The following is a 15,415-nucleotide window of genomic DNA, read 5'->3' as shown; positions in this document are numbered from 1 at the left end:
GGGAGCCGCTGCGGCCGGAGCGGCGCCGCTCACCTCCCGTACGGTCTTCTCCGCCGCGCACGTCGTCGCCGACCCGTACGCCGACATCAGCCCCGACGCGCCCGCCGCCGTCGACTGGGACGCCACGCTCGCCTTCCGCCGCCACCTCTGGTCGCACGGTCTCGGCGTCGCCGAGGCCATGGACACGGCGCAGCGCGGCATGGGCCTGGACTGGGCGGGCGCCGCCGAGCTGATCCGCCGCTCGGCCGCCGAGGCGAAGGCCGTCGGCGGCCGGATCGCGTGCGGGGTCGGCACCGACCAGCTCGGACCCGGCGCGCACACCCTGGACGAGGTGCGGGCGGCGTACGAGGAGCAGTTGGCGCTGGTGGAGGAGACCGGGTCGCAGGCGATCCTGATGGCCTCGCGCGCGCTCGCCGCCGCTGCCACCACGCCCGACGACTACCTCACCCTCTACGCGCACCTCCTGCGGCAGTCGGCCGAACCGGTCGTACTCCACTGGCTCGGCCCGATGTTCGACCCGGCGCTCGACGGCTACTGGGGCAGCGCCGACCTCGACGCCGCCACCGAGACGTTCCTCCAGGTCATCTCCGAGCACCCGGACAAGGTCGACGGCATCAAGATCTCGCTGCTGGACGCCCAGCGCGAGATCGATCTGCGCCGCCGGCTCCCGAAGGGCGTGCGCTGCTACACCGGCGACGACTTCAACTACCCGGAGCTGATCGCGGGCGACGACCGGGGATTCAGCCACGCGCTGCTCGGGATCTTCGACCCGCTGGGGCCGCTGGCAGCCGAGGCCGTACGGATTCTCGACACCGGCGACCCGAAGGGCTTCCGGGAGCTGCTCGACCCGACCGTCGAGCTGTCCCGCCACCTCTTCCAGACACCGACGCGCTTCTACAAGACGGGCGTGGTGTTCCTGGCCTGGCTGGCCGGCCACCAGGACCACTTCGCGATGGTCGGCGGCCTCCAGTCGGCGCGTTCGCTGCCGCACCTCGCGCGGGCGTTTGAGCTGGCCGACGGCCTCGGGCTGTTCCCCGACCCGGCGCTGGCCGAAACCCGGATGGCGTCCCTGCTCGATGTGTACGGAGTGAGCCGGTGAGCGACCTGAGCCGTTTCTCCATCAACCAGATGACGGTCAAGCAGCTCTCCCTGCCCGAGCTGACCGAGGCGTGCGTGCGCCTCGGTGTCCCGGGAGTGGGGCTGTGGCGCGAGCCGGTCCAGGCGTACGGGGTGGAGGCGGCGGCGAAGCTCGTACGCGACGCGGGTCTCGCCGTCACCACCCTGTGCCGGGGCGGTTTCCTCACCGCGATCGACCCGGCCGCGCGGGCCGAGGCGCTGGCCGACAACCGGGCGGCGATCGACGAGTGCGTGACGCTCGGCACCGACACCCTGGTCCTGGTCTCCGGCGGGCTCCCGCCGGGCAGCCGCGACCTGCCGGCGGCCAGGGAACGCGTCGCCGACGCGCTGGCCGAGCTGGCTCCGTACGCGGGGGAGCGCGGCGTACGCCTCGCGATCGAGCCGCTGCACCCGATGTTCGCCTCCGACCGCTGTGTGGTCTCGACCCTCGACCAGGCCCTCGAACTGGCGGAACGCTTCCCCGCCGAACAGGTCGGCGTGGTCGTGGACACGTACCACATCTGGTGGGACGACCGCGCTCCGGCGGCGGCCGCACGGGCGGGCGCTGCGGGGCGTATCCACTCCTTCCAGCTCGCCGACTGGGTCACTCCGCTGCCGGCCGGGGTGCTGAACGGGCGCGGGCTCATCGGGGACGGCGCGGTCGACCTGCGGGCGTGGCGGGAGCTGGTGGACGGCACGGGCTTCGACGGGCCGATCGAGGTCGAGCTGTTCAACGACGAACTGTGGGCGCGGGACGGGGTGGAACTGCTCAGGGAGGTCGCGGAGCGGTATGTGACGTACGCGCTCTGAGCGCGGCGGTTCGCGCGGCGGCGTACGGCGGCCGGCGGTGGGGGGCCGGTGGAAGGCCGGTCCCCCGGGTCACAGGAACGCCCCGTATCGTGTGGTTTCCCTGCGAATTCGCGGCGCCGGCCGCTCTGCCGCCGTGCGGGCAGGCCGGGTTGCGGGAGGTCACCGTTGGTCACGCTGATGTTGATCGGGCTGGTCGGTGGACTTATCACCGGCATATCGCCCTGTGTGCTGCCGGTTCTGCCGGTTGTCTTTCTGTCCGGCGGGGTACGGAGCGCCGCCCCGACGGGGACCGGCCCGGTGGTGGTCGCGGCGGGCGCTCCGGCACGGCGTGCCAACCGGCGGCCGTATCTGATCGTGCTCGGCCTCGCCATCAGCTTCAGCGCCTTCACGCTGCTCGGCACCCTGGTGCTGAGCGCGCTGCCGCTGCCCAAGGACACCATCCGCTGGGCGGGACTTGTGGTGCTGGTCGTCCTCGGCATCGCCATGATGCTGCCGTCGGTCCAGCACCTGCTGGAGAAACCGTTCGCCTGGATTCCGCAGCGGCGGGTCCGCACCGAGCACGGGGGCTTTGTGCTGGGCCTGGCGCTCGGCGCGGTGTACGTGCCGTGCGCGGGGCCGGTGCTGGCCGCCATCACGGTGGCCGGGGCGACGGGCAAGATCGGCGTCGGAACGGTCCTGCTGACCGTGGCGTTCGCGGTGGGCGCCGCGCTGCCGCTGCTCGGGTTCGCCCTCGCCGGGCAGGGGGTCGCGGAGCGCGTACGGGCGTTCCGCACCCGCCAGCGGGGCCTGCGGATCGCGGCGGGCGTGGTGGTGATCGGCCTCGCGGTCGCTCTCACCTTCAATGTGACCGACGCCCTGCAACGCGCCGTACCCGACTACACCAACTCCCTCAACAACGCGCTCAAGAAGGCGGGCGACGGCGGCATCGCGCAGCTCCAGGGCGCGCCGGGCCAGAACCCCGCGCTGACGGCCTGCGCCACGCAACCGACGGAGGACCTCCAGGACTGCGGGAAGGCCCCGGCGATCTCCGGCATCCAGCAGTGGCTGAACACCCCGAACGGGTCGCCCGTCACACAGAAGTCGCTGGCGGGCAAGGTCGTACTGGTCGACTTCTGGGCCTACTCGTGCATCAACTGCCAGCGCGCCATTCCCCATGTCGGTGCGTGGTATTCCGCGTACAAGTCCGACGGGTTCGAGGTGATCGGCGTCCACACGCCTGAGTACGCCTTCGAGCACGTCCCGGCGAATGTCGCCGCCGGAGCCAAGCGGCTCCATGTCACCTATCCGGTGGCGCTGGACAACAAGTACACGACCTGGAACGCGTTCTCCAACAACTCGTGGCCCGCCGAGTACCTGATCGACGCGAAGGGCGAGGTGCGGCATGTCGCCATCGGGGAGGGGACCTACGACGAGACGGAGTCGATGATCCGTCAACTGCTCACCTCGGCTCACCCGGGCGTGGCGCTGCCGCCGACCACGAACGTCGCCAACACGACGCCCACCTCGGCGGAGATGACCCCGGAGACCTACCTCGGCTCGGACCGGGCGAACACGTTCGCCGAGGGCACGCCGCTCACCCCGGGAACTCACCGGTTCAGCTACCCGTCGTCGGTGCCGGAGAACGAATTCGCGCTGACCGGCACGTGGTCGGTGGGCGGCGAGGCGCTCAAGGCGAAAGAGAAGGCCGGCATCGAGCTGAACTACCTGGCCAACGACATCTACCTCGACGTGGGCGGCACCGGCACGGTGACGGCGACGGTGAACGGCAAGACGACGAAGTACCGGATCTCGGGGGCACCCGACATCTACACGGTCTTCCACAGCGGGAGCCAGCAGCAGGGCACCATCAAACTGACGCTGTCGCCGGGCCTGAGCGCGTACTCGTTCACCTTCGGGTAGGCGGCCGGGCCGACCGGGCGGACCGGGCGGGAAATTACTCAGAGGAACCGTGCAACCCTTCCGGGGTGATGTGGGTCGTACATGTCGTCGGCGCGTCCGGGGAGGGATCCGGGGGGATCGGGACGCATCGGCTGAGGGGGGAGCGCGTGGGGCCCGGTCCTGGGGACCGGGCCCCTGGCAGTGCGCCGGGCCTCGCGTCGCCGATGTCGTTCACGTTGTCCACAGGCCGAGCGGGTTGTCGGGGCCTGGCGGTAGCGTCGGATCATGTCCAATCCAGCTCCCGCCGTGCTCGAAGCAGTTCTTGAGCGGATCACGTACGCCAACGAGGAGAACGGCTACACCGTCGCCCGGGTCGACACCGGCCGTGGCGGCGATCTCCTCACCGTGGTCGGCGCGTTGCTCGGCGCGCAGCCGGGGGAGTCGCTGCGTATGGAGGGCCGCTGGGGCTCGCACCCGCAGTTCGGCAAGCAGTTCCTGGTGGACAACTACACGACGATTCTGCCCGCCACCATCCAGGGCATCCGGCGCTATCTGGGATCAGGGCTGATCAAGGGGATCGGCCCGGTGATGGCGGACCGGATCGTCGGGCACTTCGGGGTCGACACGCTCGACATCATCGAGGAGCAGCCGAAGCGTCTGGTGGAGGTCCCCGGGCTCGGTCCCAAGCGGACGAAGATGATCGCGGTGGCCTGGGAGGAGCAGAAGGTCATCAAGGAAGTGATGATCTTCCTCCAGGGGGTCGGGGTCTCCACCTCCATCGCGGTGCGGATCTACAAGAAGTACGGGGACGCGTCGATCTCGGTCGTCAGGAGCGAGCCGTACCGGCTGGCGGCCGACGTCTGGGGCATCGGCTTCCTCACGGCGGACCGGATCGCCCAGTCGGTCGGCATTCCGCACGACAGCCCTGCGCGGGTCAAGGCCGGGCTCCAGTACGCCCTTTCGCAGTCCACCGACCAGGGGCACTGCTTCCTGCCCGAGGACCAGCTCATCTCGGACGCGGTGAAGCTGCTCGCCGTGGACACCGGCCTGGTCATCGAGTGCCTCGCCGAACTCGCGGCCGAGGAGGAGGGGGTCGTACGGGAGACGGTGCCGGGTCCCGACGGCGGGGGCGAGTTGGTCACCGCGGTCTATCTGGTGCCGTTCCACCGCGCTGAGTTGTCACTCGCCGGGCAGGTGCGCCGGCTGTTGCGGACCGGAGAGGACCGGATGCCCGCCTTCCAGGACGTCGCCTGGGACAAGGCGCTCGCCTGGCTCGCGGGGCGTACGGGCGCGAAGCTGGCGCCCGAGCAGGAGCAGGCGGTCAGGCTGGCGCTCACGGAGAAGGTGGCGGTCCTGACGGGCGGCCCCGGCTGCGGGAAGTCGTTCACGGTCCGCTCGATCGTCGAGCTGGCGCGGGCCAGGAAGGCCAAGGTGGTGCTGGCGGCGCCCACCGGCCGGGCGGCGAAGCGGCTCGCCGAGCTGACCGGGGCCGACGCCTCCACGGTGCACCGGCTGCTGGAGCTGCGGCCGGGTGGGGACGCGGCGTACGACAGGGACCGGCCGCTCGACGCGGATCTGGTGGTGGTCGACGAGGCGTCGATGCTCGATCTGCTGCTGGCCAACAAGCTGGTCAAGGCCGTGGCGCCGGGCGCGCATCTGCTGCTGGTCGGGGATGTGGATCAGTTGCCCTCGGTGGGCGCGGGCGAGGTGCTGCGCGATCTGCTGGCGGAGAAGGGGCCCGTGCCCCAGGTCAGGCTCACCCGGATCTTCCGGCAGGCGCAGCAGTCGGGGGTGGTCACCAACGCCCACCGGATCAACTCCGGGGTGCACCCCATCACCCAGGGCCTCAGCGACTTCTTCCTCTTCGTGGAGGACGAGACGGACGAGGCGGGGCTGCTCACCGTGGATGTGGCGGCCCGCCGGATCCCGGCCAAGTTCGGCCTGGACCCACGGCGGGACATCCAGGTCCTGGCGCCGATGCACCGTGGTCCGGCGGGGGCCGGAGCGCTCAACGCCCTGCTCCAGCAGGCGATCACCCCGGCGAGACCCGAGCTGCCCGAGAAGCGGTTCGGCGGGCGGGTCTTCCGCGTGGGGGACAAGGTCACACAGATCAGGAACAACTACGAGAAGGGGGCGAACGGGGTTTTCAACGGCACGGTCGGGGTCGTCACCTCGCTCAGCCTCGACGACCAGCAGTTGACCGTGCTGACGGACGAGGACGAGGAGGTGCCGTACGACTTCGACGAGCTGGACGAGCTGACCCACGCGTACGCGGTGACGATCCACCGCTCCCAGGGCAGCGAGTATCCCGCGGTGGTCATTCCGGTCACCACCGGCGCCTGGATGATGCTCCAGCGGAATCTGCTCTACACGGCGGTGACGCGCGCGAAGAAGCTCGTCGTCCTGGTCGGCTCCCGCCGGGCCATAGGGCAGGCGGTCCGTACGGTCTCGGCGGGGCGGCGCTTCACGGCGCTGGACCACCGGCTGTCGGGTGCGGGCAGCTCGGCGTGACCTCGCGGCGCGAAACATGATCGAGGACTTTCGGAACCAGGGCGAAGGGGGCAGGATGAACAGGTTGGCGGCACTGAGTGCCGCCAAAAGGCCTAATGGTCGACCCCGAGTGCACTCTCCTGAGCCAAATGGGGGATGGTAGAGACAGTCAGGGCACCTCGAAGAAGAGGCACTACGTCGGTGAGGGATGACGTGAGCGAGAAACGCGACAACGACGCGGTAGTACTGCGGTACGGCGACGATGAGTACACCTACCCGGTGATCAACAGCACGGTCGGTGACAAGGGCTTCGACATCGGGAAGCTCCGTTCCCAGACCGGCCTGGTGACGCTGGACAGCGGGTACGGCAACACCGCCGCCTACAAGTCAGGGATCACCTACCTCGACGGCGAAGAGGGCATCCTCCGCTATCGCGGTTACCCCATCGAGCAGTTGGCCGAAGGGTCCAGCTTCGTCGAGGTGGCGTATCTGCTGATCAACGGCGAGCTTCCGAGCGTCGACGAGCTGGCCTCGTTCAAGAACGAGATCACCCAGCACACGCTGCTCCACGAGGACGTCAAGCGGTTCTACGACGGCTTCCCGCGTGACGCCCATCCGATGGCGATGCTGTCGTCCGTGGTCAGCGCGCTGTCGACGTTCTACCAGGACAGCCACAACCCGTTCGACGAGAAGCAGCGCAACCTCTCCACGATCCGGCTGCTGGCCAAGCTGCCCACGATCGCGGCGTACGCGTACAAGAAGTCGATCGGCCACCCCTTCGTCTACCCGCGCAACGACCTCGGGTACGTCGAGAACTTCCTGCGGATGACGTTCTCCGTCCCGGCGCAGGAGTACGAGCCGGACCCGGTCGTGGTCTCCGCGCTGGACAAGCTGTTCATCCTGCACGCGGACCACGAGCAGAACTGTTCGACGTCGACCGTGCGTCTGGTGGGCTCCTCGCAGGCGAACATGTTCGCCTCGATCTCCGCCGGCATCAGCGCCCTCTGGGGCCCCCTGCACGGTGGCGCCAACGCGTCCGTGCTGGAGATGCTCGAAGGCATCCAGGCCTCCGGCGGCGATGTCGACTCCTTCATCCGCAAGGTGAAGAACAGGGAAGACGGCGTGAAGCTCATGGGCTTCGGGCACCGCGTCTACAAGAACTTCGACCCCCGGGCGAAGATCATCAAGGCGGCGGCGCACGATGTCCTCGCGGCGCTCGGGAAGTCCGACGAGCTGCTCGACATCGCGCTCAAGCTCGAAGAGCACGCGCTGGCCGACGACTACTTCGTGTCGCGCAAGCTCTACCCGAACGTCGACTTCTACACGGGCCTGATCTACCGCGCCATGGGCTTCCCGACCGAGATGTTCACCGTGCTCTTCGCGATCGGCCGGCTGCCCGGCTGGATCGCCCAGTGGCACGAGATGATCAAGGAGCCCGGCTCCCGGATCGGCCGTCCCCGGCAGATCTACACCGGCGAGGTCCTGCGCGACTTCGTCCCGGTCGAGGGCCGCTGACCCACCCGCGCCCCGGTGCGCGGACGCCTCAGGCGTCCGCGCGCGTCGCGCTGTCCGGGCCCGGTCGGCTCCGCCGGCCTCGCTGTTCAGATATGGAAAAGCGCCCCGCCGTCAATCCCCCCACGGGTTGACGAACGGGGCGCTTTCCATTTCCCCGGAGCGGATTCCCCCCACGGGATCCGGATCCGGGCGCCTGCTGTTGCCAGCAGAGGTCTGGCGGTCTGACCGGGGTACGACGTACGCACGGGAGGGCCGCTCAAGCTCCCCGATGCACGCGTGCCCCGGCCAATCGCTTGCCTGAGATGTCCCCCAAGACATCCCATGACGTGCAATCGAACGTCCCCCAAGACGTTCTCCTGCACTGTCTTGTTAGACACGCGAGCTGCCTCAATGGTTACCCCTAAATCTATGTGATCTAGGTCTCTTTGTGAAGGACTTGTGCCTCATGTGAAGAGATGAAGGCGAAAAGAGTTCGGCGCCACGAGAACAGAGGAAAAGCCGGGGCTATGCCTGTGATTGAGGGGTTTAAAGGTATGTCGTTGTGATGATCAGATCTGGCTGATCATGCCTGGTCGGCCAACTCGTATCCCGCCTCGTCCACGGCGGCCCGTACGGCGTCCTCGTCCAGCGGCGCCGTGGAAACGATCGTCACCTGGCCGGTCGCCGCCTCGGCCCGTACGGAGGTCACACCCGGGATCTTCGAGATCTCACCGGACACGGCGCCTTCACAGTGGCCGCAGGTCATGCCGCTGACCTGGCGGACGGTCGTGGTCGTGGCGGTCTCGGCTTGTGTCTCCGCGGTCATGGCGGTCTCCTCTTTGAGAACTTTGGGGGTTTGGGGAATTGAGAACTGACAACTGAGAACGTGCGGCTTCGGTGCGCGCCTGGGGGCACGGTTGGGCCCGTGACTCCCAGGCGCAGTGAAACTGTACCCCTAGGGGGTATGAAAACGAAGCGCGGTGATGGCGTCCCCGGGGGGCGTGTCAGGCGCTGCCGGCTCTGCTGTCGCTGTTACCTCTGTTGCCTCTGTTGCCCGGCCGGTTGGCGACCCAGGTGCGGACGGTGTCCGCGTACCAGTAGGGCTTGCCGTTCTCGACGTGGTCGGGCGACGGGAGCAGCCCGTGTTTGCGATAGGAGCGGACGGTGTCCGGCTGCACCCTGATGTGCGCCGCGATCTCCTTGTACGACCACAGTCGGTTGTCCGTCATGAGTGGAACCCTCCCCGCGTCTTCGGGGGCGGCGGCCGGGGGGCCGTCGGTGGAGCCGCCGAAGGTGCTGGTGATCACTCAGCCTGGGGGCGCCGGACGGCGCGGAGCGCCGAAGGGCGGGCCGCTGTCGCTCTCCTGTGACGGAAAACCCGCGTAATGGAGATATGTGTGACAGAAAGCGGATCTCTCTGACACATGCGGTACTTGCGGCACTTGCGGTACATGTGACGCAGTCCCATCAAACGGGACGGAGGGCCCGCAGTTCAACGGGTGAGGGGATATCAGCATGAGGCGGCGAGGCTGCGGGCTTTGTTTTTGGCGTGGCCGAGTTCTGTAGCGGACCTGTAACACACGGTGACTTCGGGGCAATGCTGTGTAAATCTGCTCAGTGGGTACCCGTAGACGGCGGGCTCCGCCGACACCACGAAGTCCATGAACTCCACGGACGAAAGAAGAGACATCATGCGTACGACGCCAGTCGCACTTCGCGGGATCTCGGCCATCGCCGTGGTCGCCGCCGGCCTCACCCTGACGGCGTGTGGCTCCCAGAACGCGACCGCCCCGGCGGCTGACGCCCCAGCCCCGGCCTCCGCTTCGGCCTCCGCCTCCGCTCCCGCCTCCCCCTCTGCTCCCACCCCTCCTTCCACTTCCGCGAGCCTTACGGCGAACGCGGGCTCCGCCACGGCGGGTTCGCCCTCCGTACCCGGCTCGGCGCCGAAGCCGTCCACGGCGAACACGGGGACGGGGACGGCGAATTCGTCGGGCAGGGCGTGTCCGACGAGCCAACTCAGGATCACCGCGGGGAACTTCGACACCGGCGCCGGCTCGACCAACTTCCAGATCGACTTCCAGAACACCGGAACCACCTCCTGCACCCTGATCGGCTTCCCCGGTGTCTCCTTCACCACGGCGCAGGGCACCCAGCTCGGGAAGGCCGCCGACCGCGTGGAGGCCGCCAAGAACGCCGTAACCCTGCGCCCGAACGGTCACGCGGTCTCCGACGCGCGGGCCATCAACGGTCAGAGCGGCTACTCGGAGAAGGAGTGCGGGCTCACCTCGGCCGAGTCCCTGCGGATCTTCCCGCCGAACCAGCGGCAGCAGGCCGTCGTCCCCTGGCAGCGCGACGAGTGCGTGGGCCCCACCATCCAGAACCTGCGGGTCGGCCCGGTCCACACCGGCTGAGGACAGCCACGAACAAGGGCCACGAACAAGGGCCACGAATAAACCCGTCGCCCCCGCCCCACCCCTCCCGTAAGGTGCCCGGGTTGTTCCGGGGACAGAGAGTCGGTAAGGGCGGTTCGGGCATGGCACCGAAGGCAGTGACACGGGACCAGTTGGCGAGTGCGGCGGTGGCCGCGCTCGGCGGCGGGCGGCGGCTGGAGGCGGTCGAGCGGCTGGCCGGCGGCACCACCAAGGGCGTGTACCGCCTGACGATGGACGACGCGACGACCGCGATCGCCTATCTGTGGGACCACGCGGAGAACTACTGGCCGCAGGCAGAGGGCGACGACGACCTCACCGATCCGTTCGCGCGCAGTGTCGGCCTCGACCTGTTCGAGGCAGCGCATACGCGACTGGCCGCGCTCGGTGTCCGCGTCCCGGCGATACGTCTGATCGACCGCGACGGCGTCCACCATCCGGCGGACCTCGCGATCGTCGAGGACTTCCCGGGCGAGGACCTGGAGGCGCTGCTCGCCCGTGATCCGCGCGCGGCCGCGCCGGTCATGGAGCGGCTCGCCGAGGCGCTGACGGTGATGCGGCTGCACCGGGCGCCGTCGTACGGCAAGGTCGCCCTGGTCGACGCGGGCGGAACCTCGCGCGGCGGGTCCCCCGAGGCGGTGGTGCTGGACCGTGCGCGGCGGGACCTCGGCGAGGTGGTCGTCCGCGACCGCCGGATCGCGGACGCCCGGGACCGGCTGGAGGAGCGGCTGCTGACGTTGGCGGCGGCGGTGCGGCCCCGCGAGGAGTACGCGGTCGTACACGGCGAACTGGGGCCCTCGCACGTATGCGTGGACGCGCGAGGGAACCCCGTGATCATCGATATCGAGGGGCTGATGTACTTCGACGTCGAGTGGGAGCACGTCCACCTGCGTATCCGCCTGCACGACCGGTACCGGCCGCTGGCGGTGGACGGGCTGGACGAGGACCGGCTCGCGCTCTACATGCTCGCGCAGCGGCTCTCCCTGACGGCCGGCCCGCTCCGGCTGCTCGACGGGGACTTCCCCGGCCGGGCGTTCATGGCGGACATCGCCGAGTACAACCTGAACCAGGCGCTGGCGCTCGTCCGCACCTGACGCACACGGTCGGCGGCCCCGTCGTACGCCCTGGACGCCCGGAGCGGCACTCGCCGGCATCGGGGCAGCGCGGCGGCAGACTCGGCGGCGGACTCGGCGGCAGACTCAGGGGTGCATGACGATCTTTCCCACGTGCCCCCTGCGGGAGAGTTCCTCCTGCGCCTGAGCGGCCTGTTCCAGTGGGAAGGCCGCGGCGATGACGGGGGCAACCTCGGCCCGGCGGGCCAGGTCCATCAGCAGGCCGAAGTGCCTGGGCGTATGCATCGCCGACCCGATGACCTGGGCGTTGTGCAGGTAGAGACGGCGCACATCGAAGGCCACGTCGTATCCGCCGAGCGCGCCGGCGATGACCCACCGGCCCCCCTCGCGCAGCAGCGGCAGCCCCTCACCCACCAGCTCGCCGGCCACGACGTCGAGTCCGACGTCGATGCCCTCCGGGGCGGCGGCGCGGATCTGCTCGACGACGTCTCCCGCGCGGTCGACGACGTCGTGCGCGCCCGCTTCGCGTACCGCGTCGATCTTGGGGCCGCTGCTGATGGCGAGCACCCTCGCGCCGCGCGCACGGGCGATCTGCACCAGCGCGACGCCGACGCCGCCGGACGCTCCCGAGACCAGGGCGGTCTCTCCCTTCCGCAGCCGGCCTCGCTCGATCATGCCCAGCGCCGTGCCGTAGGCGGTCGGCAGCGTCGCGAGCTGGTCGTCCGTGAGCGGGGATTCCGTCACGTCGTGTACGCGCTCCACCGGCGCTGTCACGTACTCGGCGTATCCGCCGTCGCGTTCGCTCCCCATCAGGCCCACCGGGTTGGCGTCCGGCCCTTCGGTGTCGTAGATCGCGGGGTCGACAACCACTCGGCGTCCGGCGAGGCTCCCCTCCACTCCCGTCCCGACGGCCACGACGCGGCCGGCCACGTCGGCTCCCTGGATACGCGGGAAGTCGATCGGGCCGCGCCAGCCCGACGTCGCCTCCGGGTCTCCCGGACGGCCGTAGGCGCCCTCCCGGGTCCACAGGTCGGTGTTGTTCAGAGCTACCGCGCTGACCTGGATCAGTGCCTCTCCTGCCCCCGGGGCGGGGACGGCGACCTCCGTCAGCTCAAGGACCTCCGGTCCTCCGTGCCCGGTGATTCGCACCGCTCGCATGAACTGTGACGCACTCATCGCTTGAACCTCCTCGCGGGTATACTGATCGGTGAACATCCCCCAACGTACACCGATCAGTGAAGGGGTTCGCACATGCAGGAGGCGCGGCCCATGACGCCGGCCGGCCACCGGATCGTGGCGGCCGCTGAGGAGTTGTTCTACAACCGCGGAATCACCGCGGTCGGCGTGGATCTGATCGCCGAGCGCTCAGGGGTGACCAAGCGGACCCTGTACAACCAGTTCGGTTCGAAAGACCACCTCGTGGCGGCTTATCTCACGGGCCGCGATCAGCGCTGGCGGTCACTTGTCCGTGCCGCCGTCGACGCCGCCGACACTCCCGCCGAGGCCGTCACCGCGCCCTTCGAGGCGCTGCGGACCTGGAGCCAGACCAACACCCGCGGATGTGCCTTCATCAACGCGCTCGCCGAACTCCCGGACCCCTCGCATCCCGCGTACCGCATCGCCGAGAACCAGAAGCTCTGGCTGCTGGACCTGTTCGAGGAACTCGCCGCCCGGGCGGGCTGCTCGTCCCCGGCCACCCTCGCCACCCAGCTCCTCGTGCTGCACGAGGGTGCTCTCGCCACCCAGCCACTCTCGCTCGACAGCCTCCCGGCGAGCACTGACCTGGCACGAGCCCTGGTTCAAGCCGGCACATCGCCCCGCGGCTAGAGCGTTTTCGACGAAGGTCCGGGAAAGGAGACCAGGGAAACAGGACCAGGGAGACAGGGCCTCAGACGCCGCAGCTCCGCAGGAAGCGGCGCGTGCGCTCGGCGATCGGGTACGGCTTGTCCGGCGGGCACGGGTACATGTCCTGCTCGACGATGGCGAACAGCTCGGCGTCGAGCCGCCGGGCCGCAGCCAGTACGGGTTCCAGCGCCGGGATCCCGGCGGGCGGCTCGCACATGACGCCCCGCGCGACGGCCGGGCCGAACGGCACCTCCTCGGCGACGACCCCCGCGAGGATCTCCGGGTCCACCTGCTTGAGGTGGAGGTAGCCGATGCGCTCCCCGTACGTCTCGATCAGCTTGACGCTGTCGCCCCCGCAGTACGCGTAGTGCCCGGTGTCCAGGCACAGCGACACCAGATCGGGATCGGTCGCGTCGAGGAAGCGGCTGACGTTGTCCTCGGTGTCGACATGCGTGTCGGCGTGCGGATGGACGACGATCCGCAGCCCGAACGTGTCCCGCACCTCCCGGCCGAGCCGCTCCGTCTGCGTCGTCAGGTCCCGCCACTGCGCGGCGGTGAGGGTACGGTCCTCCAGCACCTTCCCCGTCTTGTCGTCGCGCCAGAACGCCGGGATGACGACCAGGTGGTCGGCGCCCGCCGCCCGGGTGAGCGCGGCGATCGACGCGACATGCGCCCAGGTCTCGTCCCAGACGGCGGGACCGTGGTGCAGCCCGGTGAAGACGGTCCCCGCCGACACCTTCAGCCCGCGCCCGGCGATCTCGGCGCCCAGGACGGCCGGATCGGTCGGCAGATAGCCGTACGGACCCAGCTCGATCCACTCGTACCCGGCCTCGGCCACCTCGTCGAGGAAGCGCCGCCAGGGAACCTGCTGGGGGTCGTCGGGAAACCACACGCCCCAGGAGTCGGGAGCCGACCCGACCCGGATGCGGTTCGGTGTCGCTGCGGAAGAGGTCATGGCGGTCAGCTTCCCGGCCCCGCGGAAACAGTGTCAAGAGTTCGTCCGAATGTCAGGACAAAACATTGACAGGGCTTCGGCGGGTCGTTAAACCTGGGGTTGGCCGCCGCGGGACCGGCTCCGGCGGGCTCTCGGGGGCTCGCTGACAGGGGTCTCGGCAGCGGCCCCGACAGCGGCCTCGAAGCGAAGGGACCCGCGCATGCCTGAGCCGTACGACGTGATCACCATGGGCCGGATCGGGGTCGACCTGTACCCGCTGCGGACCGGTGTCCCACTCGCGCGGGCCGAGACGTTCGGGAAGTTCCTCGGCGGCTCGGCGACGAACGTCGCCGTCGCTTCCGCCAGGCTCGGGCACCGCGCCGCCGTGATCACCCGGACGGGCCTGGACCCCTTCGGCGACTACATCCACGAAGCGCTGCGCGGCTTCGGCGTGGACGACCGGTGGGTCACCCCGGTCGAGGAGTACCCGACGCCGGTCACCTTCTGCGAGGTGTTCCCGCCGGACAACTTCCCGCTCTACTTCTACCGCCGCCCCAAGGCCCCCGACCTGGAGATCCACGCCTCGGAGCTGGACCTGGAGGCGGTCGGCGCCGCCCGTATCTTCTGGATGACCGGTACGGGGCTGTGCGCCGAGCCCAGCCGCTCGTCGACGCTGGCCGCCCTGGAGTCGCGCGCGCGATCGGGGATCACCGTCTTCGACCTCGACTGGCGGCCGATGTTCTGGCCCGACGGGGCGTACGGAGGGGACGGCGCCGACCCGCGCGAGCTGTACGCGCGCGCCCTGCGCCATGCCACCGTCGCCGTCGGCAACCTCGACGAGTGCGAGATCGCCGTGGGGGAGCGCGAACCCGACGCCGCCGCCCGCGCGCTGCTCGCCGCCGGGGCCGAGCTGGCCGTCGTCAAACAGGGCCCCAAGGGCGTCCTCGCGCTCCACAGGGACGGCACCCGCGCCGAGGTGCCGCCCGTCCCCGTCGAGGTCGTCAACGGCCTCGGCGCGGGTGACGCCTTCGGCGGCGCCCTGTGCCACGCGCTGCTCGGCGGCTGGGACCTGGAGCGCGCCATGCGGTACGCGAACGCGGCCGGCGCCATCGTCGCGGGGCGCCTCGCCTGCTCGTCGGCGATGCCGTACGACCACGAGGTGGGCCAGGTCCTGGACGGCGGGCCGTTCCCCGAACAGGCCCCCGACACACCACAGGCTGTCCCGCGGAACGGGCTCCCGCAGACCGAGCTGCCCCGTGGGGCCGCCTCGTGAGTCCGATAGACATCTCCGAGCTGGTCCGGCTGCGCGCCCACCACCCCGAGGCCGTCGCCGAGGCCGCCGCCCG

The 15,415-nt window shown here is 69.9% G+C and carries 13 protein-coding genes; 9 read left to right on the top strand and 4 right to left on the bottom strand.

All coding sequences use genetic code 11. The features are described from left to right. The 5 genes from QR77_RS12055 to QR77_RS12035 all read left to right on the top strand — a co-directional run. A partial coding sequence (locus QR77_RS12055; RefSeq protein WP_040021593.1) for a dihydrodipicolinate synthase family protein occupies positions 1-1,099 on the top strand: 1,099 nt, incomplete at its 5' end. 29 nt (positions 1,100-1,128) lie between these two features. After that, positions 1,129-1,926: a sugar phosphate isomerase/epimerase family protein gene (locus QR77_RS12050; RefSeq protein ID WP_052489586.1), complete on the top strand. Its 798-nt coding sequence runs from the start codon at positions 1,129-1,131 to the stop codon at positions 1,924-1,926. Positions 1,927-2,103: 177 nt separating this feature from the next. Then, positions 2,104-3,825: a cytochrome c biogenesis protein CcdA gene (locus tag QR77_RS12045; protein ID WP_107069073.1), complete on the top strand. Its 1,722-nt coding sequence runs from the start codon at positions 2,104-2,106 to the stop codon at positions 3,823-3,825. A gap of 264 nt (positions 3,826-4,089) precedes the next feature. After that, positions 4,090-6,315 (top strand): ATP-dependent RecD-like DNA helicase, encoded by a 2,226-nt coding sequence (locus tag QR77_RS12040; protein ID WP_040021570.1) that lies wholly within the window; start codon positions 4,090-4,092, stop codon positions 6,313-6,315. Between the two features lie 180 nt (positions 6,316-6,495). After that, a complete protein-coding gene (locus QR77_RS12035) occupies positions 6,496-7,809 on the top strand; it encodes a citrate synthase (RefSeq protein WP_078876625.1) in 1,314 nt (437 codons plus the stop codon). A 562-nt stretch (positions 7,810-8,371) separates the two neighbouring features. On the opposite strand, the gene QR77_RS12030 is transcribed toward QR77_RS12035, so the two are convergent. Together QR77_RS12030 and QR77_RS12025 are read right to left on the bottom strand one after the other, a co-directional pair. Continuing rightward, entirely contained in the window at positions 8,372-8,614 is a 243-nt protein-coding gene (locus tag QR77_RS12030) for a heavy-metal-associated domain-containing protein (RefSeq protein WP_040021567.1), read from the bottom strand. 178 nt (positions 8,615-8,792) lie between these two features. Then, positions 8,793-9,017: a MerR family transcriptional regulator gene (locus tag QR77_RS12025; protein WP_040021565.1), complete on the bottom strand. Its 225-nt coding sequence runs from the start codon at positions 9,015-9,017 to the stop codon at positions 8,793-8,795. A gap of 462 nt (positions 9,018-9,479) precedes the next feature. On the opposite strand from QR77_RS12025, the gene QR77_RS43445 reads away from it, so the two are divergent. Both QR77_RS43445 and QR77_RS12010 read left to right on the top strand, forming a co-directional pair. Further along, positions 9,480-10,199 (top strand): DUF4232 domain-containing protein, encoded by a 720-nt coding sequence (locus QR77_RS43445; RefSeq protein WP_107068920.1) that lies wholly within the window; start codon positions 9,480-9,482, stop codon positions 10,197-10,199. Between the two features lie 122 nt (positions 10,200-10,321). Then, a complete protein-coding gene (locus QR77_RS12010) occupies positions 10,322-11,311 on the top strand; it encodes a phosphotransferase (protein WP_173476297.1) in 990 nt (329 codons plus the stop codon). 105 nt (positions 11,312-11,416) lie between these two features. Here the strand turns inward: QR77_RS12010 and QR77_RS12005 are convergent, their stop codons facing one another. Then, a complete protein-coding gene (locus QR77_RS12005) occupies positions 11,417-12,466 on the bottom strand; it encodes a zinc-binding dehydrogenase (RefSeq protein WP_040021554.1) in 1,050 nt (349 codons plus the stop codon). Positions 12,467-12,559: 93 nt separating this feature from the next. Between QR77_RS12005 and QR77_RS12000 the strand changes: the two genes are divergently transcribed. Further along, the gene (locus QR77_RS12000) at positions 12,560-13,117 is read left to right on the top strand and encodes a TetR/AcrR family transcriptional regulator (protein WP_236710609.1); all 558 of its coding nucleotides are present in this window, start codon (positions 12,560-12,562) and stop codon (positions 13,115-13,117) included. 61 nt (positions 13,118-13,178) lie between these two features. On the opposite strand, the gene QR77_RS11995 is transcribed toward QR77_RS12000, so the two are convergent. Beyond that, entirely contained in the window at positions 13,179-14,090 is a 912-nt protein-coding gene (locus tag QR77_RS11995; RefSeq protein WP_040021551.1) for a sugar phosphate isomerase/epimerase, read from the bottom strand. Between the two features lie 199 nt (positions 14,091-14,289). Here QR77_RS11995 and iolC point away from each other — a divergent pair, with 199 nt between their 5' ends. Then, positions 14,290-15,342, top strand: a complete 1,053-nt coding sequence (iolC, locus tag QR77_RS11990; protein ID WP_078876623.1) for a 5-dehydro-2-deoxygluconokinase — start codon at positions 14,290-14,292, stop codon at positions 15,340-15,342. Positions 15,343-15,415 lie beyond the last annotated feature (73 nt).

It is taken from the genome of Streptomyces sp. 150FB, assembly GCF_000818195.1.
Taxonomy (GTDB): domain Bacteria; phylum Actinomycetota; class Actinomycetes; order Streptomycetales; family Streptomycetaceae; genus Streptomyces.
The sequence above is the reverse complement of the archived record's forward strand: the minus strand, read 5'-3'. Positions and strand labels throughout refer to the sequence as shown.